The 20,823-nt window shown below is 70.2% G+C and carries 19 protein-coding genes; 15 read left to right on the top strand and 4 right to left on the bottom strand.

Annotation, left to right across the window (positions count from 1 at the left end):
• Positions 1–20: 20 nt before the first annotated feature.
• Complete coding sequence (locus CVO96_RS13180) at positions 21–1,427, top strand: MDR family MFS transporter (protein WP_103312626.1); 1,407 nt, start codon at positions 21–23, stop codon at positions 1,425–1,427.
• Positions 1,428–1,860: 433 nt separating this feature from the next.
• Here the strand turns inward: CVO96_RS13180 and cax are convergent, their stop codons facing one another.
• Positions 1,861–3,018, bottom strand: coding sequence for a calcium/proton exchanger (gene cax, locus CVO96_RS13175; RefSeq protein ID WP_279327010.1), 1,158 nt, complete (start codon positions 3,016–3,018; stop codon positions 1,861–1,863).
• A 64-nt stretch (positions 3,019–3,082) separates the two neighbouring features.
• Here cax and recG point away from each other — a divergent pair, with 64 nt between their 5' ends.
• Together recG and CVO96_RS13165 are read left to right on the top strand one after the other, a co-directional pair.
• Positions 3,083–5,428, top strand: a complete 2,346-nt coding sequence (gene recG / locus CVO96_RS13170; RefSeq protein WP_103312625.1) for an ATP-dependent DNA helicase RecG — start codon at positions 3,083–3,085, stop codon at positions 5,426–5,428.
• Positions 5,429–5,445: 17 nt separating this feature from the next.
• Positions 5,446–5,781 carry a DUF705 domain-containing protein gene (locus CVO96_RS13165; RefSeq protein WP_243398352.1) on the top strand — a complete coding sequence of 112 codons (336 nt, stop codon included), beginning with the start codon at positions 5,446–5,448 and terminating at the stop codon, positions 5,779–5,781.
• 6 nt (positions 5,782–5,787) lie between these two features.
• Here the strand turns inward: CVO96_RS13165 and CVO96_RS13160 are convergent, their stop codons facing one another.
• Positions 5,788–7,821, bottom strand: coding sequence for a vWA domain-containing protein (locus tag CVO96_RS13160; protein ID WP_103312623.1), 2,034 nt, complete (start codon positions 7,819–7,821; stop codon positions 5,788–5,790).
• 386 nt (positions 7,822–8,207) lie between these two features.
• Here CVO96_RS13160 and CVO96_RS13155 point away from each other — a divergent pair, with 386 nt between their 5' ends.
• Positions 8,208–9,128 (top strand): SDR family oxidoreductase, encoded by a 921-nt coding sequence (locus CVO96_RS13155; RefSeq protein ID WP_103313485.1) that lies wholly within the window; start codon positions 8,208–8,210, stop codon positions 9,126–9,128.
• A gap of 82 nt (positions 9,129–9,210) precedes the next feature.
• On the opposite strand, the gene CVO96_RS13150 is transcribed toward CVO96_RS13155, so the two are convergent.
• Together CVO96_RS13150 and CVO96_RS13145 are read right to left on the bottom strand one after the other, a co-directional pair.
• Positions 9,211–10,167, bottom strand: a complete 957-nt coding sequence (locus CVO96_RS13150) for a hypothetical protein (RefSeq protein ID WP_243398351.1) — start codon at positions 10,165–10,167, stop codon at positions 9,211–9,213.
• The gene (locus tag CVO96_RS13145; RefSeq protein WP_112778686.1) at positions 10,164–10,829 is read right to left on the bottom strand and encodes a gamma carbonic anhydrase family protein; all 666 of its coding nucleotides are present in this window, start codon (positions 10,827–10,829) and stop codon (positions 10,164–10,166) included. Before CVO96_RS13145 ends, CVO96_RS13150 begins: the two co-directional genes overlap by 4 nt.
• A 411-nt stretch (positions 10,830–11,240) precedes the next feature.
• On the opposite strand from CVO96_RS13145, the gene CVO96_RS13140 reads away from it, so the two are divergent.
• From CVO96_RS13140 to CVO96_RS13090, 11 genes are all read left to right on the top strand, one after another.
• Positions 11,241–11,507 (top strand): cold-shock protein, encoded by a 267-nt coding sequence (locus CVO96_RS13140; protein ID WP_103312622.1) that lies wholly within the window; start codon positions 11,241–11,243, stop codon positions 11,505–11,507.
• Between the two features lie 308 nt (positions 11,508–11,815).
• Positions 11,816–12,865 (top strand): YjgN family protein, encoded by a 1,050-nt coding sequence (locus CVO96_RS13135; protein ID WP_243398350.1) that lies wholly within the window; start codon positions 11,816–11,818, stop codon positions 12,863–12,865.
• Positions 12,865–13,980 (top strand): M48 family metallopeptidase, encoded by a 1,116-nt coding sequence (locus CVO96_RS13130; RefSeq protein ID WP_103312620.1) that lies wholly within the window; start codon positions 12,865–12,867, stop codon positions 13,978–13,980. Before CVO96_RS13135 ends, CVO96_RS13130 begins: the two co-directional genes overlap by 1 nt.
• Before the next feature lie 29 nt (positions 13,981–14,009).
• Entirely contained in the window at positions 14,010–14,600 is a 591-nt protein-coding gene (locus CVO96_RS13125; RefSeq protein WP_165795298.1) for an NADPH-dependent FMN reductase, read from the top strand.
• Positions 14,597–15,322 carry an RluA family pseudouridine synthase gene (locus tag CVO96_RS13120; protein ID WP_243398349.1) on the top strand — a complete coding sequence of 242 codons (726 nt, stop codon included), beginning with the start codon at positions 14,597–14,599 and terminating at the stop codon, positions 15,320–15,322. The genes CVO96_RS13125 and CVO96_RS13120 overlap by 4 nt, the downstream gene beginning before the upstream one ends.
• A gap of 57 nt (positions 15,323–15,379) precedes the next feature.
• Complete coding sequence (locus CVO96_RS13115; protein WP_133161795.1) at positions 15,380–15,634, top strand: hypothetical protein; 255 nt, start codon at positions 15,380–15,382, stop codon at positions 15,632–15,634.
• Positions 15,631–15,966 carry a type II toxin-antitoxin system PemK/MazF family toxin gene (locus tag CVO96_RS13110; RefSeq protein ID WP_165795297.1) on the top strand — a complete coding sequence of 112 codons (336 nt, stop codon included), beginning with the start codon at positions 15,631–15,633 and terminating at the stop codon, positions 15,964–15,966. The genes CVO96_RS13115 and CVO96_RS13110 overlap by 4 nt, the downstream gene beginning before the upstream one ends.
• Positions 15,967–16,131: 165 nt before the next feature.
• The gene (locus tag CVO96_RS13105; RefSeq protein WP_103312616.1) at positions 16,132–16,362 is read left to right on the top strand and encodes a FeoA family protein; all 231 of its coding nucleotides are present in this window, start codon (positions 16,132–16,134) and stop codon (positions 16,360–16,362) included.
• Positions 16,359–18,593 carry a ferrous iron transport protein B gene (gene feoB / locus CVO96_RS13100; RefSeq protein WP_243398348.1) on the top strand — a complete coding sequence of 745 codons (2,235 nt, stop codon included), beginning with the start codon at positions 16,359–16,361 and terminating at the stop codon, positions 18,591–18,593. Before CVO96_RS13105 ends, feoB begins: the two co-directional genes overlap by 4 nt.
• 13 nt (positions 18,594–18,606) lie before the next feature.
• Positions 18,607–18,909 (top strand): MarR family transcriptional regulator, encoded by a 303-nt coding sequence (locus CVO96_RS13095; RefSeq protein ID WP_103312615.1) that lies wholly within the window; start codon positions 18,607–18,609, stop codon positions 18,907–18,909.
• A gap of 557 nt (positions 18,910–19,466) precedes the next feature.
• Positions 19,467–20,732 carry an MFS transporter gene (locus CVO96_RS13090; RefSeq protein WP_103312614.1) on the top strand — a complete coding sequence of 422 codons (1,266 nt, stop codon included), beginning with the start codon at positions 19,467–19,469 and terminating at the stop codon, positions 20,730–20,732.
• Positions 20,733–20,823 lie beyond the last annotated feature (91 nt).

Genomic DNA, 20,823 nt, shown 5'->3' with positions numbered 1-20,823 from the left:
CCCCGGAGTACGCTGCCCGGATGACCGCGCCCGTCCCCGCCTTGCCTCCCGCCATCTCCCCAGAGGTGCGCCGACTGGCGACGGCCGGCCTGGTGATCGGCGTGTTTCTGGCGGCGCTGGAGGCCAGCGTGGTCGCCACCGCCATGCCCAGCGTGATCCAGGATCTGGGCGGCGAGCGGCTGTACGCCCTGCCGTTCGCGGTGTATCTGCTGACCAGCACGGTCTCCAGCCCGCTGTGGGGACGTGCCTCGGACATCGTGGGCCGGCGGCGGCTCTACCTCTGGGGCGTGGTGATCTTCCTGGTGGGCAGCGCCCTGTGCGGGCTGAGCCAGGGCATGGGCGGCCTGATCGCGGCCCGCGCGCTGCAGGGCATCGGGGCCGGGGCGCTGCTGCCCCTCACGCTGACCATGGTCGGCGAGCTGTACACGCTGGCCGAGCGCAGCCGCGTGCAGAGCTTCATCTCCGGCGTGTGGGGGGTGTCGGGGCTGCTGGGGCCGCTGCTGGGCGGCTGGCTCACCGAAACGCTGTCGTGGCGCTGGACGTTCTATTCGTGTCTGCCCTTCGGCGTGGCGGCCCTGGCCATCGCCCTGCGCTCGCTGCCCGAGACCGGCCGCCCCCGCCCGGCGCGGCTCGACTGGTTCGGCGCCGGGCTGTTCACGCTGGGCAGCGCTCTGGTCGTCTGGGGCCTGGAGCAGCGGCAGTGGGCCCTGGTGGGCCTGGGCGCCGTGACCCTGATCGCGGCCGTATTGGTCGAGCGCCGCCACCCCGATCCGCTGCTGCCCATGCGCGCCCTCAGGGAGCGCCTGCCGCGTGTGGCCTTTGCGGGCAACCTGCTGGGCGGGGCCGCCTACTTCGGCGTGATCGCCTACCTGCCTCTCTATGCCCAGGGCGTCAGCGGCGGGGGCGCCACGGCGGCCGGCGTGATCCTGACCCCCATGCTGGTGGGCTGGACGCTCACCGCCATCGTCACCGCCCGGCTGGTCAGAACCGTGCCGCTGGCGCGCATCGCCCAGGCCGGCTTTCTGGTGCTGGTGGTCATGTTCGCGGCATTGATCTTCGCGGTGCACGCGCCGTTGTGGGTGACCTCCGTCCTGGGCTTCGCGGTCGGCACCGGCATGGGCTTTGCCATGCTCAGCCTGCTGCTGGCCGCGCAGGAGGGCTCCCCGCGCGAGGAGCTGGGCGCCGTGACCAGCGGCGTGCTCTTCGCCCGCCAGATGGGCGGCGCCCTGGGCGTGGCGCTGATGGCCCTGCTGATCGGCGCGGGCGCCATCCAGACCGGGGGCTACGACCTGGCCGAGGGGCTGCGCCGGGCGTACATCCTGGCGCTGGGCATGGTGGGCGTGGCCTTCGCCCTGAGCCTGCTCCTGCGGATCGTCCCCGCCAGCCAGAGCGGCCGGGCGAGCGAGAGGGCAGCGACGGTGGAGTGAGGGGTAGAAGTGGTCGAGGACAGTCGAGGGCGGGTCACTCCTGACAACGCTGAACCCCCGTGGCGTGCGAGAAACACGACACGGAGGCGAGGCGTGTGCTGGCATTGCAAGAGTGATCAGCCCTTCCAGGCATCCCGCCGATCACCTCACTGTGGATCACCGGACTGTGGATCACCGGTTGTCGGGAAGTGGCGCTCACCTCTGGGGCAGCCTCTGACGCCTTTCATCTCATTGACGTAGGCGCCCTCGCCCGCAGGCGCGGCGCACGAGCCTGCAGAGATGGGGGGGAACGGCGCCGAGGTCGGATACGTCAGCGTCCAGATCAAATGCGCCTCATCAGCAGAAATTCATCCTCAGCGGGGCGCCCGCTCTCCCGCCCCACTGCTCAGCGGATTGACGGGTCTGGGTGAGGGACTGGGGGTTCGCAGCTCCCTCACGCCACCGGGTAGAAGAACACCGCGAACGCCAGGATCACATACACGCCCAGCAGCAGGATCCCCTCCAGCCAGTTCGTCTCGCCGTCCCGCACCACCGAGTTGCCGATCAGCACGGCGGCACCGATGGAGATCAGTTCCAGCGGCGTGACCACCAGATTCATGGGTTTGCCCACGATCAGCCCCGCCAGCACGAGCAGCGGCGCCACCAGCAGCGCGACCTGCACCGTCGAGCCCAGCGAGATCGTCATGGACAGATCCATCTTGTTCTTCAGCGCGAACATCACGGCGGCTGCGTGCTCGGCGGCGTTGCCGATGATCGGAATGAGGATCAGGCCGACGAAGAACTCGGTCAGGCCAAGGGTCGCGGTGGCGGCCTCCAGCGTGCCGACCAGGAACTCCGACATGAACGCCACGCCGATGGTGGCGCCGGCCAGCACCCCCACGGCCAGCGGCACGCTCCACAGCGGGCCGTCGTGCTCGTCGCGGGCGCCCTCGTCGTCGGAGGTGCTCAGGATGTCCTTGTGGGTTCGCAGGGTGAAGAAGATGTACGCGATGTACATGATGATCAGCACGACCGCCGTGGCGTCGCTGAGGTTCACGTCGAGCTGCGCGACCCGTTCGGGGGCCACCGCGCGGGCGGCGTAGTCGAAGATGGTCGGGATGCTCAGCGCGATCAGGCTGATGGTGAGCAGGCTGGCGATGGTGCTGGCCGACTTCAGGTTGAACTTCTGCTCCTTGTACTTGAGCCCGCCCAGGAACACCGCCAGGCCCATCACCAGCAGCAGGTTCCCCAGGATCGAGCCGATGATGCTGGCCTTCACGACCTCCAGCTTGCCCGCCTGCAGCGCGAAGAACGCGATGATCAGTTCGGTCGCGTTGCCGAAAGTCGCGTTCAGCAGGCCGCCCACCGTGCTGCCGGCGCGCACCGCGAGCTGTTCGGTGGCGCTCCCCATGATCCCGGCCAGCGGCAGGATCGCCAGACAGGCGCTGATGAAGATCAGCGTGGGGTTGCCACCCGTGACCTCCAGAAAGACGGCGACGGGCAGAAAGACGAGCAGGATGTTCAACCATTTCACGATGGTGACCTCTGCAGCATTATCCGGACGGGCCGGCGACCACGGGATGAGGCCGGGTTTATCAAGCCCGCAGGCCACAGGCGCCCACTCCGGGCAGGGGGTTACGGACGCCCGGCGGGGGCCTCTGCTAGCCTGACGGGCGATGGCGACGGTGGCGGAACTGCGTGAGCGACTTCGGCGACCCCTCGCCGCCGAGCTGGCGTCGGGCTGTCAGAACCGCGTGGTGGCGGGCGGCGTGGACAAGCTGCTGGCCTCGCCCCTGGGCAACCCCTTCCCGGGAGTGCGCGAGGCCCTGAGCGGCTACGCCCAGAAGGCCGAGGACGCGCGCGGCGAGGCCCTGCGAACCGCGCTGTCTCTGCTGGACGGAGCGGCGTCGCCCCCGCCCAGCGCGCCGAGGAAGGCCCCGACCCGGCAGGCGGTGCCCACCGCGGCTCCCGGCGAACGCCTGCCCGCGGACGCCGAGGTCGCGCGGCTGGACACCGGCCCCGGCGGCGCGCGCAAGCTCCAGTCGCTGGGCCTGCACACCCTGCGCGACGTGCTGCACGCCTACCCTCACCGCCACGAAGACCGCCGCGCGCTGCCCGATCTGAACGAAGTCGAGGAGGGCCAGAAGGTCACGGTGGAGGGGAAAGTGGTCGCCAAGTCGCGCCGCTCGCCCAGGCCCGGCATGCTGGTCATCGACGTGACGCTGGAAACGCCCTCGGGCGGGCGGGTCAAGGCGACCTGGTTCAACCAGCCCTGGGTGGAAAAGCAGCTGCGCGAGGGCGCCCGGCTGGTGCTGACCGGGCGGGTCAAGAAGTTCGGCCGCTCCGTGCAGCTGGGCGTGGAGCACCTGGAAACGGTCGAGAACGCCCAGGACTCGCTGAGCACGGGCCGGATCGTGGGCGTCTACGACTCCAAGGACGGCATCTCGCAGGAGTTCCTGCGCCGCGCGGCGTACCGGGCGCTGCAGGCCGTGCCGCAGGGCGACTATCTGCCCACCCACTGGCGCCAGAAATATGGCGTGACCGACCTGAGCGACGCCCTGTGGGGCATCCACCTGCCTTCCGACGAGGCGCACCTGAGCCGCGCGAACGCCCGCCTGCGCTTCGACGAATACCTCTTTCTGGAACTGCGAATGCTGCTGCAGGGCGAGGACGCCGTGCTGCAGGGCAAGCGCTTCCAGGCGTCGGGGAGCGATATCAGTACCTTCGAAGGCGCCCTCCCCTTCCGGTTCACGAACGCCCAGCGGCGGGTGCTGCTGGAGATCACCGACGACATGCGCAGCGACCAGCAGATGGCGCGGCTGGTGCAGGGCGACGTGGGCTCGGGCAAGACGGCGGTGGCCGCCTGCGCCCTGTACCTTGCGGTGCGCGACGGCTACCAGGGCGCATTGATGGCCCCCACCGAGATCCTGGCGCGGCAGCACTACACCAACCTGCTGGGCTACCTGGGTCAGCTGGACGTGCGGGTGGGCCTGCTGATCGGCGCGATGACCGCGAAAGCCAAGCTGGAGATGCAGACCCGCATCGCGCAGGGCGAGGTGGACGTGGTGGTGGGCACCCAGGCGCTGATCCAGGAGAACGTGCGCTTCGACAATCTGGGGCTGGCCGTGGTGGACGAGGAGCACCGCTTCGGCGTGCAGCAGCGGCGCAAACTCCTCGCCGGGCGTCCGGACGTGCTGGTCATGTCGGCCACGCCGATTCCGCGCTCGCTGGCGCTGACCGCCTACGGCGACCTGGAACTGAGCATCATCGACGAGCTGCCACCGGGGCGCACGCCCATCGAGACCAAGCTGCTGCAGGACACGCACCGCCAGCAGGCCTACGGCTTCGTCATGGGCCGCATCCGCCAGGGCGAGCAGGCGTTCGTGGTCACCGCGCTGATCGAGGAGTCCGACACGCTGGAACTGCTGGCCGCCACGCAGCTCGCCGCAGACCTCAAGGTCATCCTGCCCGAAGCCCGCATCGACCTGCTGCACGGCAAGATGAGCGCTGCCGAGAAGGATCACGTCATGAACCGCTTCCGCGCCCGCGAGTTCGACATCCTGGTCTCGACCACCGTCATCGAGGTCGGCGTGGACGTGCCCAACGCCTCGGTGATGGTCATCGAGAACGCCGAGCGCTTCGGCCTCTCGCAGCTCCACCAGCTGCGGGGCCGGGTCGGACGCGGCACCGCCAAGAGTTACTGCGTGCTGATCGCGGGCGAGCACTCGCAGAAGACCCGCAAGCGGCTCAAGATCATCGAGGGCAGCACCGACGGTTTTGTTATCGCCGAGGCCGACCTGAAACTGCGGGGCCCCGGCGAGCTGCGCGGCACCCGCCAGAGCGGCATCCCGGATCTGAGACTGGCCGACCTGGCGAACGACACCGAGATCATCGAACAGGCCCGCGAACTCGCCAAGCACATCCTGGCCCACGACCCCCGGCTGGAGCACCCGAGGTTGCAGTACCTGCGGAGCGAACTGCAGAACCGCTCCCAGAGCGTGGCGTACAGAGAGGTGATCTGATGGCGGGGACAACACTCGTGATCTACGTCGATGTGGACGAGACGCTTGTTCGCAACGCAGGCCGGGCGCGGATTCCCATTCCAGTCGCTATCCGACATGTGCGTGCCCTTGCTGAGCAGGGGGCGGAATTGTACTGCTGGAGTTCCGGCGGCGCCGCCTATGCGCGGGAGAGTGCGCGCGAGGTGGGCCTGGAGGACGTGTTCACGGCATTCCTGCCAAAACCCCAGGTCATGCTGGACGATCAACCCGTGGACACCTGGCGGCGGCTGGTGCAGGTTCACCCACTCTCCTGTGAAGATCAGGATGTAGACACGTATCGGGCAGCCCTGAACCGAGGCTGCCCAGCAGGGTAACCTCCTCTACTTCACCGTGATCGGCACGCTGAACAGGGTCGGGTTCGGGCTCGCCGCTTCGGTGGAATAGCGGATCTCGTACTCGCCGGGTTCAGCGGGCAGCTTCAGCGTGCCGGGGTTGCCGTTACGGGTGTAGAAATAGACCGTGTAGGTGCCGACCGGCGCGCCCTTCTTGACGATGGTCACGTACTCGCCGGGGCTGTTCGGGCCTGTCCAGCTGATCTGGATACTGGCGCCGGGTTTGCCCTCGCGCGGCGCCTGGAGGCCGTAGCTGGCGGCCGTCAGCTTGATCGGCCGGGTCGCCAGGGTCGGGTTCGGGCTGGCGGCCTCGGTGGAGTAGCGCAGTTCGTAGTCGCCGGGTTCGACCGGGGTTTTCAGCTTGCCAGGGTTGCCGTCGCGGGTGTAGAAGTAGTTCAGGTAGGTGCCGACCGGGGCGCCTGTTTTCACAATAGTGACGTAGTCTGGGCGGTTGCCAGGGCCTGTCCACCTCACCTCCACCACGCTGCCGGCCACGGCGGAGTCGGGCGCCTGCAGGGCGTAGGTGTTGGCGCTCAGAACGATGGGGGCGCTGGCGAGCACGCGGTTCGAGAGGTCGTTGTTGTAGCGCACCTCGTAATCGCCGGGCTGGGTGGGCACGGTCAGGGTGCCGGGGTTGGCGTCCCGCGTATAGAAGTAATTCGTGTAGGCGCTGGGCGCGGCCCCTATGGGCACGATGGTCAGGTAGTCGCCGGGGTTGTTGGGGCCCGTCCAGCCGACCTGGATGGTGCTCCCGGCGGCGGCGGTGGTCGGGGCGGTCACGCTGACCGTGGCGCGTTTGGGCGTGAACGGCGCGCTGCGGCCGATCACGCGGGTGCTGCCGTCGGGATTGGCGAGGTGATAGCGGGCCTCGAACTCGCTCTCGTCGTCGGGGAGGGTCAGGTCGAGCTGGCCGCTGACGCCCTGCACGGTCTTGTAGTCCAGGTAGGCGGGGTCGGGGTCGGTCTTGCGGGCCACCGTGATCCAGTTCCGCGTGCCGCTGGCGGGTGCGCCGCTGAAGCTGATCTGCACGCGCCCGCCCGCGACGGGCTGGGCCGGTTCCACCTTCAGGCTCACCCCTGAAACGGGGGTCACGTCGAAGGTGAAGCGGTTGGGCGCACCCACGCTGACGGTCAGGCCGCCGAATGTCTGAGTGGCCGAGCTGGTCTGGACGGTCGCGGTGTAGGCGCCGGGCAGCACCTGGGCGCTGTAGACGCCGCCCGCGTTGCCGAACGCCTCGCTGGCCCCACCCAGGGCCGCCGTGAAGCTCACGGTGGGGCCGCTGGCGAGCGCGGCGCCGCCAGAGGTGAGGGTCACGGTCACGGGCAGTTTCACCGGGGCGCTGGCCGCGACCGGCCCCACGGCCTGCCCCAGCGCGGCCGCCAGTTCGGGCACCGAGCGGGTGTTCACGAAGGTGCCCACGCCCGCGAAGGACTGCTGGGCCCGCGCATCGAGGTCGATGCCGATGATCCGCAGATCGACCTCGATGCCGCGCGCCTTGAAGGCGTCCAGCGAGGCTTTCAGGTCGCCCCGGCAGGACTCCTGGCCGTCGGTGACGAGCACGATCAGCTTGCGCCCGGGGGTGGTGGGAAAGTCGGCGGCGGCCTGGGTCAGCGAGTAGGCGATCGGGGTGGCGCCCCTGGGGCGGGTCTGGTTCACGGTGCCCAGCAGCTCCTGGCGGGCCAGCCCCCGCATGGGCAGCACGAGTTCGCTGTCCTGACAGGCGCCGCTCTCGGCCGCCTGGGTGCGGGCGCCGTACAGGCGCAGCCCCACGTTCAGGCCGGGATCGTCCGGCAGCCGGCCGATGAAGTCGGTGAGCACCGCCTGAGCCGCCGCGATGCGGGTCTGGCCGCCCTCCAGCCGCGTGAACATGCTGCCCGAGGCGTCCAGAATCAGCTGAACGTAACTGGGCCCGCTGCTGGGCCCGCTCTGGGCCTGGGCGGCGCCGAGCAGCAGCAGCGGCGCCAGCAGGTGTACGGGCCGTGGTCGGCCAGTCCGGAAGGTGGTGTCGACATCTCCCCTCATGCAGTCCCCCTGTTCGCAGGGCCGCTGGCCGCCCCGACGCCCCTGGGAAGGGCACGGGGCCCCCTCTGTGGACAGCCCCCCGGCCCCTCGTGCTGGATGCATTGTGACTCAAGGTTCAGGCCACCGTGCCGCTCAGGCGTCCCCCGGTCACCCCTGACCCGCACCCCCAGACAGGGGGAAGATGCGTGACAGCGCTGTGACAGCCCTGTCAGAGGGCGGCGCGTACACTTCACCCATCAGCGCGAACAACTTGGAAGCGGGCCGGGTGAAGTCCGCAGCGCGGAAGAGGCTGAGTCGATGAGATTCAGCCCTTCCTTTTGGTTCCGGGCAGCGGGCTGTGGGACGCGGTACAGGTCGCCCCCGGCCTGCGCGCCTATGCTGGGCGCATGACCGAGCCCACCGCCACGACATCCACAGCCACACCATCCACAGCGCTCTCCACACGACGCCTGGACGGCCGGGTGGTGCTGGTCACCGGCGCCACGAACGGCATCGGCCTGGAGGCGGCGCGCGAGCTCTCTCGGCGCGGCGCCCAGGTCACCATCGTCGGCCGTGACCCAGGCAAGACCCGGCGGGTGGCCGGGGAGATCGGCGCGGCGGGCACGCTGATCGCCGACCTGGCGGAACTCTCCGAGGTGCGCCGGGCGGCGGCCGAGTTCCGGGAACGCGGGGATACCCTGGACGTGCTGCTGAACAATGCCGGGGCACTGTTCAATACCCGCCAGGAGACGCGCGAGGGCATCGAGCGCACCTGGGCGCTCAACCACCTCTCGCCCTTCCTGCTGACCCGTGAGCTGCTGCCCCTGCTGCGGCGCGGGCACGCGCCACGGGTGGTCACGGTGTCGTCGGCGGCGCACGCGATGGGCCGCATCCGCTTCGACGACCCGGAGTTCCGGCGCGGCTACAGCGGCTGGGCGGCCTACGCCCAGAGCAAGCTGGCGAACATCCTGTTCACGCGGGAACTCGCGCGGCGTGAGGCGTGGCTCCAGGCCAACAGCCTGCACCCCGGCATGGTCGCCAGCGGCTTCGGCAGCCACCAGGGGGGCCTGTTCAGCGGCATCTACAGGATCATCGACCGCTTCGCCCTGAGCGCCGTGCAGGGCGCCCAGACCAGCATCCACCTCGCCGCCGACCCGCTGGAGGACAGCGGCCTGTACTTCGAGAAGTCCCGCCGGGCCACTCCCAGACCGCAGGCGCTCGACGACAGCGCGGCGCTGCGTCTGTGGCAGCTCAGCGAGGCCTACGTGGATCGCCCCTCAGCGGGACAGGGCGTGTCGCCTTCACCGTCGGACGCGGCCTCCCCGTAGAGGGGAGCCGTCCAGACCCCAGGGAGTGTCCGTCTGAACGGGGGGAAGGCCCTCCCCCACCGGCCAGCCGGGCACGCCCGATCTACCCCTCTTTGATGCAGCCGGTCTTCAGGAAGTCCTGGATCATGGGCTCCAGGTCGTGCAGGGCGACGTCCGAGCGCATGGCGTATTCGGCGGGCGTGAGGTTCTCGCCCAGCGAGCGCAGGAAATACAGGCCGCCCTGACCGTGCTGCAGCCGGAAGTTCTGGTGCACGCCGGTAATCGCGTTCAGGGCGTCCTTGCCGCGCAGCGTCAGGGCGTAGTGGTGGTGCGCCCAGCCCGCCAGGCTCCTGGGCAGGATCAGGGTCTGCGGGCGCAGGGGGGCGGGGAAGGCGCCCTCGTAGGGCAGGGTGGCGGGCATGGTCGCCACGATCTCGCCGCGCACGTAGAAGATCGCGCCCGTGGGCCGCGCGTGCAGGCCCGTGAAGTCCTCGGTCAGGTTGAATTTCCAGGCCCGCGAGCCGATCCCGCTGAGCACGTGCGCGTAGTGCGGCGAGAGCGGGTGGGCACTCAGGGAGGCGCCCTGCTCGTAGAGGTTCAGCAGCTCGCCCAGCGCCTGCTCGCCCGTGGCGCTGGCAGCGGCGGCCGTGACCGTGCGGCCCTCGAACAGCAGCACGTAGGCGCTCTGGTCGCCCAGCAGGGCGTGCAGGTAGCCGTACCAGGAGTGCTCGTGCAGGTACTTTAAAAAGGCGTGCAGGTCGCAGAAATTCTGGTTCAGCCCGGCGTGGGCCGGGGGCGAGTACGGCAGGAAGCGGGCCAGGAACGGGGCCGCGCCGGGGAACATGGGGCCCAGCTCCGGAATGAGTTCCGCCAGTTCCTCCCCCGCCTCCAGGGGGCCGGGCTCATAGTCCGCTTCGTGGTTCCCGTCGTACCCGGCCGACAGCTCGGCGTCCAGCTCCAGGGGCAGGTCGTGGGCCGCTGCGTGTTCGGCGCCAGGGTCGGACAGGGGCGGCGCGGCGTCGTCGGTGTCCGGGCGGGCGGGGCGCAGATCGTCGCTCACACGCCCTCCAGCACGGAGGGGGCGCCACTGGGGAGGGCGCCGTTCGGCTGGGCACTGTCTGGGTGGGCACTGTCTGGATGGGGGCTGGCCGGCTGAGCACTGGCCGGGTGGGCGCTGACTGCACCGGGGTCATCCAGGGCGGCGCAGTCCAGGGCGCTGGGAATCAGGGTCAGGCCGCTGCGGAAGCGCGCGGCGTTCTGGATGTAGCGCACGGCGTTCCCGGTGCCCGGAGCGGGCCGCACCACGCGCGCCGGCACGCCCACCGCCAGCATCCCCTCGGGCACGTGCGCGCCCTCGGGCAGCACCGCGCCGGCGCCCAGCACCGCGCCTGGGCCCAGGCTGGAGCCGCTGAGCATCACGGCGCCCATGCCCACCAGGCTGCCCGGCCCGCAGGTCGCCCCATGCACGATGGCGCGGTGCCCGACGGTCACGTGGTCGTGCAGCGTGCAGGGCCAGCCCGGATCCGTGTGGAGCACGGCGCCGTCCTGAACGTTGCTGCCCTGGCCGACCACGATGCCCTCCAGGTCGCCGCGCAGCACCGCGCCGAACCACACGCTCGCCTGCGCCTCGACCCTGACCTGGCCGATCAGATCGGCGCTGGGAGCGACAAACGCAGTCGGGTGAATTTCGGGGACGTGCCCGTCCAGGGCGTAGCGCGACATGCCTTCCTCCAGGGGCTGCGCGTCACACGGGAGGGCCAGGGGCCCGGCGGGCGGGGGGCTTCCAGTGCGGCACACAGCGGGGTGAACTTGCGGTCAAGGTTATCACGCGCCCTGCCCCTGGGAGGGCCCAGGTCGGGGGCACGGGTGGCCGCTGTGCCGGGGGCAGGGGGCCTCCACCTGGGGGGGGATCCGGGCCGGCCGGCATCCCCGGAGACCCGGCCGAAGTGGGGCTCAGGCCCGTGCCAGCGCGGCCCGTGGGGGGCCACGCCCAGCCCCGCCACGGGGGGCAGAAATGTGACATGCGCGGGGCGAACGTGCGATAATGCACTCGTCTCAAGTCTCGCTCCATTTCGTGGTTCTGGCCCAGAGGGCGGGTAACCGGGCGGCGGTCTTAGGGATGCAAGGAGAGTTATGGCTCAAGGTCGAGTGAAGTGGTTCAACGTCGAAAAAGGCTACGGATTTATCGAGCACCCGGGAAATCCCGACGTTTTCGTGCACTACAGCGCTATCCAGAGCGGCGGCTTCCGCAAGCTCAACGAGGGCGATGAAGTCGAGTTCGAGGTCGAGGCCGGCCAGGGCAACAAGGGCCCCCAGGCCAAGAACGTGGTCGTGACCAACGCCGCGCCCGCACCGATGGGCGGCGGCATGGGCGACAGCCGTGGTGGCAGCCGCTGGTAAGCGGTCTCCCGTTTCCGAAGTCTCCGTGACAGCGGGCGCCTCAGAGCGTCCGCTTCGTGTTGGGGCCGGCCGGGAGCCCCCGGCGACACCCCCACAGGCCCCCAGAGTGGCGCCCGACGACCCCGCGACCCCCGTAGGATGTCACCATGACCGACGCCGACGCCCCCAGGCCTGAGTCTCCGCCGGGCCCGGACTCCGGCCTCGGCCGGCACGCCGCGCCCCTGAGCGCTGAACCCCGGAGCGCTGGGCCCCTGAACGCGGGCCAGGGCCTCCAACCGGCACTCCCAGCGCCCCACACCGCGTCTCCCGTGACCGAATACCCGGTGACCTTCACGGGCACGGCCGGCGAGTATTTCCGGCTGTGGATCGTGAACGTGGCGCTGACCCTCCTCACGCTGGGCATCTACCTGCCGTGGGCGCGGGTGCGAACCCGGCAGTACTTCTACGGCCACACCTGGCTGGACGGGCAGAATTTCGAGTACCGCGCCAACCCGGTCGCGCTGCTGCGCGGCTACCTGCTGGTCGGGGCGCTGTTCGTGGCGTATTCGCTCTCGGCACAGTTCGAGTACTACTGGCTGGCCGGGCCGCTGCTGCTGCTCTACGTGGGGCTCTATCCCTGGCTGGTGCGCCAGTCGCTGCGCTTCCAGGCAGCCAACACCCTGCACCGGGGGCTGCCCTTCGGGTTCGGCGGCACCGTGCGCGACTCCTACGTGGCCTACGGCGTGGCGAACGTGATCGGGGGCATCGGGGGCCTGTTCGCGCTGCCCTGGGCGTGGTTCATGCAGCGGCGCTACCAGCTCGACCACGTGGCCTACGGCACGGCGCGCGGCCACTTCCGGGGGGACGTGGCCCCCTTCTACATCATCGCCGTGACGGCGGTGGGCATCGCGATCGGGGCGGGCCTGCTGGTATTGCTGCCCCTGGCGGCCGTGGCCTTCGCCTCGTTCGGGCGCGGCGCGCTCTCGGTCGAGACGCTCGACCCAGGCACCCTGCTGCCGGCGCTGATCGTGGGCTACGTGGCCTTCATCCTGCTGTACACGGTGGTGTGGCAGTACATCCGCGGCGCCACCATGAAATACGTGCTCGACCACGGCGAACTGGGCGGCGTGGTTCGCACGCGGGCCACCTTCAGTTCCTGGCGGCTGGTCTGGATCGGCGTCTCGAACGCGGTCGTGACCGTGCTCACGCTGGGACTGGCGACGCCCTGGGCCGCCATCCGCCGCTCGCGCTACGTGCTGGAGGGGATTCAGGTGCGTGCCATCGCCCCGCTGGACGACTTCGCGGCCGGGGCCCTGCAGCGTGAATCCGCGCTGGGCGAGGCGGCCTCCGAACTGCTGGACATCCAGGTGGGCTTCTGATGACCCCGGCGGGGCTGGAGGATACGTCTCCCCCGGTGGCGGGCGTGTACTTCGATGGCCGCAGCTCCAGAGACCACGCCGCGACCCTGCACCTGGGCCCCCAGGGCGTGGCCCTGACCGTGCCCGACCTGGGCCTGAACCGCAGCTGGGCCAGCACCGAGATCAGCCTTGACCCGCCCATTCCGGGCGTGCGGCGCTCCCTGAAGTTCCCGGACGGCGGCCGCTTCGAGACGACCGACGACCCGGCGATCAGCGCGTGGGAGCGGCGGGCAGGCCGCAACCGCGCGCTGGGCGGGGTGCGCTGGCTGGAGCAGCGCTGGGGCACGGCGCTCGCCGCCCTGGGGCTGGCCGCCGCGGCCGTGGCCCTGTTCGTGGTGTTCGGGATTCCGGCGATGAGCCGGCAGGCGGCGGCGGTCACGCCCCGCAGCGTGCTGGCCTCCTTCGACCGCGAGACCCTGAAGGTGCTGTCCAGCGGCGACTATGTCGGCCCCAGCCGCCTGAGTGCGGCGCGGCAGGCCCAGCTTCAGCAGGAGTTCCGCGCGGTCACCGCCTGGGCGGGCGGCGGCTACCCCTACCGCCTGCTGCTGCGCGACGGCGAGCCGGCAGGACAGAGCGGCGGCATAGGGAGCGGCATCGGCCCCAACGCCTTCGCGCTGCCGGGCGGCACGGTGGTCATGACCGACCAGCTGGTCGCCCTGGCCCGCAGCGACCGCGAGCTCATGGGCGTGCTGGCCCACGAGACCGGGCACGTGACCCACCGGCACGGGCTGGCGGGTGTGTATCAGGCGCTGGGCCTGACCCTGGTCACCACCGTCCTGACCGGCGATCTGGTCAGTGCCAGCACCTTCGCGGCGGCGGTGCCGGCCGCCCTGCTGCGCGGCGGCTACTCCCGCGCCGCCGAGACCCAGTCCGACGAGGTCGCGGGCCGCTACCTGCTGCTGAAGTACGGCACGACCCGCCCGCTGCGCGACATCCTGGGCCGCCTGGAGAAGGAGCGGGGAGACGGCGAGGCGCAGAAACCCAGCGTCTTCGACCTGCTGCAGTCCCACCCCGGCACCCCGCAGCGGATCGCGCACCTCAAGGCCATCGAGGACGAGGGGGGGGCCGGGAAGTAGACGGAGAACTCCGCGCTACCCTGCGGGGCGTGAAGTTCACGGTCATCTCCACCAGCCTCGACCCCGAGAGCCGCAGCGCCTGGATGTGTGCCCTGGCGGCCGGGCAGCTGCGGGCCCAGGGCCACGAGGTCACCTCTCTGGATCTGCGGGCCACACCCCTGCCCCCGTTCGACAACGTGCAGGGGCCGGGCGGCTGCTACGAGCACCCGCACGCCGCTCTGTACCACGCCGCCATCGCCGGGGCCGACGGCGTGCTGCTGGGCGTGCCGGTGTACACCTGGGGCCTGGGCTCGGGCGTGAAGGCGCTGGTGGAGCTGACCGGCTCCTCGGACGTGGAACGTGGCCTGCACGGCGCCTGGTTCGACCGCCCCGTCACCTTCCTGGTATCGGGCGGGCTGGATCACGGCTACCTCAGCCACGGGGCCTTCGCCTTCGGCCTGATGACCGACTTCCGCTGCGTGGTCAATCCACATTTCGTCTACGCGACCTCGGCCCACTGGGACGCGCCGGAGGTGCCCGGCGAGTGGCTGGCCGCCCGCCTGGAACGCACTGTCGACCGCGCCACCGACCTCTCGGCGCGGTTGCGGGGCCGCGACTACAGAAGCGTGTGGGAGATTTGACCCCTCCAGAACGACCCCATATCGTGCTGGAGCATCCGGACTTCTACGTGGTGCACAAGCCCGCGCGCTGGCTGACCCACCCGGTGCGCTCGGCCTTCCCCGTGCCCGACGTGGTGAGCTTCATGCAGCAGGAGACCGGCGAGGAGGGCCTGTCGCCGCCCCACCGCCTCGACCGCGAGACCAGCGGCGCCCAGGTGCTGAGCCGCGACACCGACGCCGCGCGCCGCTTCTTCACGCTGTTCAAGACCCATCTGGTTGGTAAGACCTACCAGGCCATCGTGCACGGGCAGCCCACTTGGGACGACTTCGTGCTGGACGCGCCGCTGGGCGAGCTGGGCCTGGGCGGCGCCAACCGCATCCTGATCCGTCAGGCGGTCGTGCCGGACGGGCGCCCGGCCGTGACCCACTTCCGCGTGCTCTCCCGCCGCGCCGGGCACACGCTGATCGAGGCCTACCCGCGCTCCGGGCGGCTGCACCAGATCCGCGCCCACCTCGCGCACCTGGGCCTGCCGATGGTGGGCGACAAGATCTACGGCCGCGACCCCGCCGTGTTCCTGGATTTCATGCAGACCGGGCAGACGCCCGAGCTGACGGCGCGGCTGGGGCTGGATCGCCAGGCCCTCCACGCCTCGCGCCTCGCCTTTCCCTGGGACGGGGCGCAGGTCGTGGCGGAGGTTGAGCTGCCGGAGGATCTGAGGGCGTACTGGGAGGGGCTGGCTTAGATCGACACACCCAGGTGTGCACAATCGTGCCCACCGACGATGGGTAGACTCATGGACATGACGGAGACCCACCGCAAGCATGTGGTCTTTCCAGATCACGTCCTCAGGTTTCTCGAGCGGTATCAACGCGAGCACGGCCTTCCCTCCTTCAGCGCCACCATCGAGGCCGCCACGAAGGCGCTGGAGCAGCAGGAACGCCGTGACGCCTACGCCCGCTACGCCCAGGACTACGCCAGCGATCCGCAGGCGCAGGCCGAGGCCGAGCAGTGGCTGGAGTTCCCCATGCAGGAGCACCCACAGGACATCCAGTGAGGCGCGGCGACCTCTACGCCGTGAACTTCGAGCCCAGCGTGAGCGGTGAGCCGGCCCGGACACGGCCCGCCGTGATTCTGACCAACAACCTCGCCAACGAGAGTCTGCCGCATCTGGTGGTGGCCCCGATCACGAGCAACGTCAGCCGGGAATACCCCTTCGACGTGATGCTCCCCGCCGGAAGCTGCGGCCTGCCGGAGTCGAGTAGGGTGCAACTGAACTACATCCGTGGGCTGAACCGCACCCGCATCGGCGCATACCTGGGCAGCCTCACCCCCACGCAACTGGCCGACCTCGACCGGCGGCTGAAGGTTCATCTGGGCCTGAGCTGATGTGCCTGAGCTGATGGAACTGGGCTGGGGCCTGCCCCTGTGAACCCGAAACAGCGCTCGTGATCGCCTGCCGAGAGGCCGCCGGTGAGACTCAATCAGAACCCGGCTTCTGCCCTTGCCAAATCCCCAAATCCGACTATTCTGCTCGGGTATAGGGAGACGGGCATGGATGAACGAACCCTCGATCAACTTTCCACCGGCGAGACGGCCCATGTGCTGGGCCTCGACCCCCGGCACCCGCTGCGGCGAAGGCTGCTGGAACTGGGCTTCGTGCGCGGCGCTCCGGTGACTGTGGTGCGCCGCGCGCCGCTGGGCGACCCGATGGAGCTGCGCGTGAACGGCACCGATCTGGCGCTCCGGCAGGCCGATCTGCGCGGTATCCGGGTGCGGGTGTGAGCGCCCCCGCCCTCCCGACCCCCCTGGGCCAGAGCCTGATGCCCGACGAGGCCGCCTGCCTCGACACGCTGACCCGCCTGCAGGCCGCACGCGAGCCCCGGATCGTGGTGGTCGGCAATCCCAACGTGGGCAAGACCACGCTGATCAACGCGGTGGCGGGCACCCACCTGAAGGTCGGCAACTGGGGCGGCGTGACCATCGAGAAGCGCGAGGCTCACCTGAAGCACGGGGGCCGCAGCGTGTACCTGCTCGACCTGCCCGGCGCCTACTCGCTGAGCCCCCACACGCCGGAGGAGCTGGTCGCCCGCACCGCCCTGCTGGACGAGGCCCCGGACGCCGTGCTGAACGTGCTGGACGCCGGAAATCTGGAACGCAACCTGTACCTGACCCTGCAGCTCATGGATTTCCAGCTGCCCGTGGCGGTCGCCCTGAATCTGGTGGACGAGGCCAGAGACAAGGGCCTGAGCGTGGACGCCCGGGCGCTGGCCCGGGGCCTGGGCGTGCCGGTGGTCGAGACGGTCGCCAGCCGGGGCCAGGGCACCGCCGAGGTGCTGAGCGGCGTGCTGGGCCGCGCGAGCCTGGGCATCGGCGTGCGCTATCCGGCCCCCATCGAGGCGGCGGTGGCCGACCTGATGGCCCGTATGGGGGCGCTGCCGACCCTGCCGCCCCACGCCCACCGCTACCTGGCGCTGGCGCTGCTGGAGGGCGATCCCAGCGTGCGCGGGCGGCTGGCCGCCACCGGGCACCAGGGCCTGCTGGGCAGCGCCGACGCCCATCTGGCCGCGCTGGAGACAGGCGGGCAGGACGCCCTGATCGAGATTGCCGAGGCCCGCTACGCCCGCGCGGGCGATCTGGCACGGCTGGCCGTGCCGCGGGCCCAGGCCCGGCGCACCTTCAGCGAGCGGCTGGACTCGCTGGCGCTGCACCCGCTGCTGGGCATCCCGCTGTTCCTGGCGCTGGTGCTGCTGGTCTTCCGGCTCACCTTCAGCGTCGCCAGCCCGTTCGTGGGCCTGATCGGCGGGCCGCTGCAGGACACCCTGAGCGGCTGGGCCTCGGCGCTGCTCTCGTGGTTTCCGCTGGGCCGCGACCTGGTGGTGGGCGCCATCATTCCCGGCGTGGGCACGGTGCTCAGCTTCCTGCCCACGCTGCTGGTGCTGTACCTCGCCATGAGCTTTCTGGAAGACAGCGGCTACATGGCCCGCGCCGCCTTCCTGATGGACCGCGTGATGCGCGGCATCGGGCTCGATGGCCGGGCCTTCATTCCGCTGATCCTGGGCTTCGGCTGCAACGTGCCGGCGGTCTCGGCCACGCGCACGCTGGAGCGGCATTCCGATCGCGTGCTGGTGGGCATGATCCTGCCCTTCATGAGCTGTTCGGCGCGATTGCCGGTGTACGTGGTGTTCGCCGCCGCGCTGTTTCCACGCCAGGGTAGCGTGTTGGTCTGGGCATTATACGTGCTGGGGATGCTGGTCGCCTTCGCCTTCGCGCTCGGCCTGCGCCGCACCGCCCTGAAGGTCGAGGGCGGCGGGGTGCTGCTGGAGCTGCCGCCCTACCGATTCCCGGCCTGGAAGGTGCTCTGGAAGCACGCGTGGCGCCGCACCGCCAGCTTCGCCCGGCGCGCCCGCACGACCGTCATGGCGACCGTGGCCGTGGTCTGGGTGCTGCTGGCGATTCCAGTAGTGCAGGGCAAGGGCTTCGCCACCGTGGCCCCGCAGGACAGCCTCTTCGGCACCGTCAGCCAGGCGATGTCGCCCCTCTTCGCGCCGCTGGGCTTCGGCAACTGGCAGGCTACCGGGGCGCTGGTGCCCGGCTTCATCGCCAAGGAGGTCGTGGTGGGCACGCTGGGGCAGATCTACCTGGGTGAGCAGGCGGCCGCCCCCGCGCCGCTCGGCGTGCTGGAGGGCGCCCGGCAGGCCCTGGGCGCCACCTGGGACGCCGTGCGGGCCAGCCTGCAGGCGATCCCGACCGTAATCGCGCTGCCCAGCCTGGGCACCGACACCACGGCGGATGCGAAAACACCGCTGGCCTCGGCGCTGGCGCAGGCGTTCACCCCGGCCTCCGGACTGGCCTATCTGGTGTTCGTGCTGCTGTATACCCCCTGCATCGCCACCGTGGGCGCCCTGGCCCAGGAGTACGGACGGCGCGTGGCCTGGATCACCGTGGCCTACCAGCTCGTCACCGCCTGGGTCGCCGCCTTCGTGGTCTATCAGCTCGCCCTGAGGCTGCTGTGACCTCGGAGCGTGCATGACCGCCGCCCCCCTGGCCATGATCCTGCGCGCGGTGGCCGGCGGACCCCGCACCCCCGCCGAACTGGCCCGCGCCCTGGACAGTTCCGAGGACGCCCTGAGCGGAATGCTCCAGACCCTGCATACGGGCGGCTACGTGCAGGAAGCCCAGCCCGAACAGGAAGGCTGCGCCTGCGGCCCCTGCGCCCTGAAAAGCCTGTGCCGCAACGCCGATTCACCAGCTCCCAGCCTGACTTTGCTGAAGTTGACTGCGCGGGGCGAGGTGTATTTAGGGCGGCAGAGGTCGAGTAGCAGAACGTAGGAAGTTGCCCCAGCGGCACGCTTTCAGCCCTGATTCTCTCAATAGTCGATCAGCCGTTCCAAGCGTCCTGCCGATCAACTCATGGCAGACCTCCACCGGCCGTCGGGATATGGCCCAAACCGTTCGGGGACGGCTCCTCACTCATCTTGACCAATCGATATAGGCTCATACCAATTGCGGCCCAGTCGCTAAAACTTTAGCGATTCAACCCGACCAAAGGGAGGAGCAAAAAGTACGTGCTGTGCGGTATGGAGGAACATCCGGTGCTTTCCTGGATGTTCCGGAATTGAGCGCAGCGCGTATCACTCGCTCATGCGCGAAGCGCGCGGGCCTAGCGCGGGGCGGGACTCGCAGATCTGCGAAGCAGAGGATGACGTCGAGGCCGGACACGTCAGCGCCCAGCCCAGTTACGCCGCGACAGTCGAAACTCTTCCTCAGCGGAGCGCCGCTCCCCCTACCCCAGGGGGGCTGGGGGCTGGGGGTGGGGTAGTCCGCCGCAGGCGCCCACCCGTATCCCTTGACCAAGAACACCACCCCAGCCGCCTATACTCGCCGCAATGACATCCCTATCTCCCGGCCGGGTACAAGTGAGCCCCTGGGTGCTGTCCGCCTTCTGGTTCGGCACCGCCTTCCACTGGCTGGTGATCCTGCTCAGTCTGGTGCCCGCCAACGTGGTGCAGTTCGTTGGGGAGGGGCGCAAGGGCACCTTCGTGGGCCTGCTGACCGTGGTCGGCGCCGTCATGGCCCTGGTGATCCCGCCCATCGTGGGCGCGCACTCCGACCGCGCGGGAAGGCGGCTTCCCTACCTGCGCCTGGGCCTGGGGGTCAATCTGGCCGGTCTGGCGGTCATGGCCTTCGCGGTGGCCACCCAGAGCGGCATGGGCGGCTTCTGGGTCTATGTGCTGGGCTTCCTGCTCGTGCAGTTCGGCAACAACTACGCCACGGCCCCCTACTCGGCCCTGATTCCCCAACTCGTGCCGGTGGAGCAGCGTGGGCGCTACAGCGGCTCCATGGGGATGCTGCAGGCGGCGGGGCAACTGCTGGGCGCGGTGGGTGCCCTGGTGGTCAGTCTGCTGAAGCTGCCCGACGCCGCGCTGTTCCTGATGGTCGGCGTGGCCCTGCTGCTGCCCGCGCTGATCACCATCCGGGGCGTCGGGACACAGGACGTTCGCCCGGCACAGACCCCGGCGGAGACCGCCCAGCCCGCCGCCTCGTGGACGGCATTGTTCGCGCACTCCCCCTTCCTGTGGGTGTTCGTGACCCGCGCCCTGTTCGCGCTGGGGCAGTACTCGGTGCAGCCCTTCCTGCAGTTCTACAACCGGGACGTGCTGCAGCAGGCCGATCCGGTGCGCTCGAACCTGTACATGCTGGCCTGCATCATCGTGGCGAGCATCGTCTCGGCGCTGGTCGGCGGGCGGCTGAGCGACCGCGTGGGCCGCAAGCCGGTGATCTACGTGGCGGGCGGCACGATGGCGACCACCGCCCTGCTGTTCCTGGTGGCGCCGGGCTTCGGGGCGGCGCTGGCCCTGGCGGTGGTGTTCGGCCTCGGCTACGGCGCCTTCACGTCCGTGGACTGGGCGCTGGGCTCGGACGCCATGCCCAGCAGCGCCTCCTACGCCCGCGACATGGGCATCTGGCACGTGGCGTTCGTGGCGCCGCAGTTCATCGGGGGGCCGCAGGGTGCGCTGCTCGACTGGGGCAACGCGCAGGGGGGCAACCTGGGCTACACGCTGGTCTTTGGGATCGCCGCCGTGTTCTTCGCGCTGGGCGTGATCCTGGTTCGCAACGTGCCCGACCGGGTGCGCGCCCCTGTCCCGGCCTGAGATCGCCTGCTCCGGCCCGGAATTGAGCGTGGGCTCACACCGCCTTGACGGGAGGTTCAGACGGTGCGGCCCGTTCCAGACACGGGCAGGC

The organism is Deinococcus koreensis (assembly GCF_002901445.1).
GTDB lineage: Bacteria > Deinococcota > Deinococci > Deinococcales > Deinococcaceae > Deinococcus > Deinococcus koreensis.
This window is presented reverse-complemented; position numbering and strand designations above follow the sequence as displayed.

What these genes read in the sequence shown, in the direction of transcription:
- CVO96_RS13140 (WP_103312622.1), top strand. Translation starts at nt 11,241, where the DNA reads ATGGCTCAAGGTCGAGTGAAGTGGTTCAACGTCGAAAAAGGCTACGGA.
- CVO96_RS13160 (WP_103312623.1), bottom strand. Translation starts at nt 7,821, where the DNA reads ATGAGGGGAGATGTCGACACCACCTTCCGGACTGGCCGACCACGGCCC.
- CVO96_RS13145 (WP_112778686.1), bottom strand. Translation starts at nt 10,829, where the DNA reads ATGTCGCGCTACGCCCTGGACGGGCACGTCCCCGAAATTCACCCGACT.
- CVO96_RS13115 (WP_133161795.1), top strand. Translation starts at nt 15,380, where the DNA reads ATGACGGAGACCCACCGCAAGCATGTGGTCTTTCCAGATCACGTCCTC.
- CVO96_RS13090 (WP_103312614.1), top strand. Translation starts at nt 19,467, where the DNA reads ATGACATCCCTATCTCCCGGCCGGGTACAAGTGAGCCCCTGGGTGCTG.
- CVO96_RS13130 (WP_103312620.1), top strand. Translation starts at nt 12,865, where the DNA reads ATGACCCCGGCGGGGCTGGAGGATACGTCTCCCCCGGTGGCGGGCGTG.
- CVO96_RS13095 (WP_103312615.1), top strand. Translation starts at nt 18,607, where the DNA reads ATGACCGCCGCCCCCCTGGCCATGATCCTGCGCGCGGTGGCCGGCGGA.
- CVO96_RS13105 (WP_103312616.1), top strand. Translation starts at nt 16,132, where the DNA reads ATGGATGAACGAACCCTCGATCAACTTTCCACCGGCGAGACGGCCCAT.
- recG (WP_103312625.1), top strand. Translation starts at nt 3,083, where the DNA reads ATGGCGACGGTGGCGGAACTGCGTGAGCGACTTCGGCGACCCCTCGCC.
- CVO96_RS13155 (WP_103313485.1), top strand. Translation starts at nt 8,208, where the DNA reads ATGACCGAGCCCACCGCCACGACATCCACAGCCACACCATCCACAGCG.
- CVO96_RS13180 (WP_103312626.1), top strand. Translation starts at nt 21, where the DNA reads ATGACCGCGCCCGTCCCCGCCTTGCCTCCCGCCATCTCCCCAGAGGTG.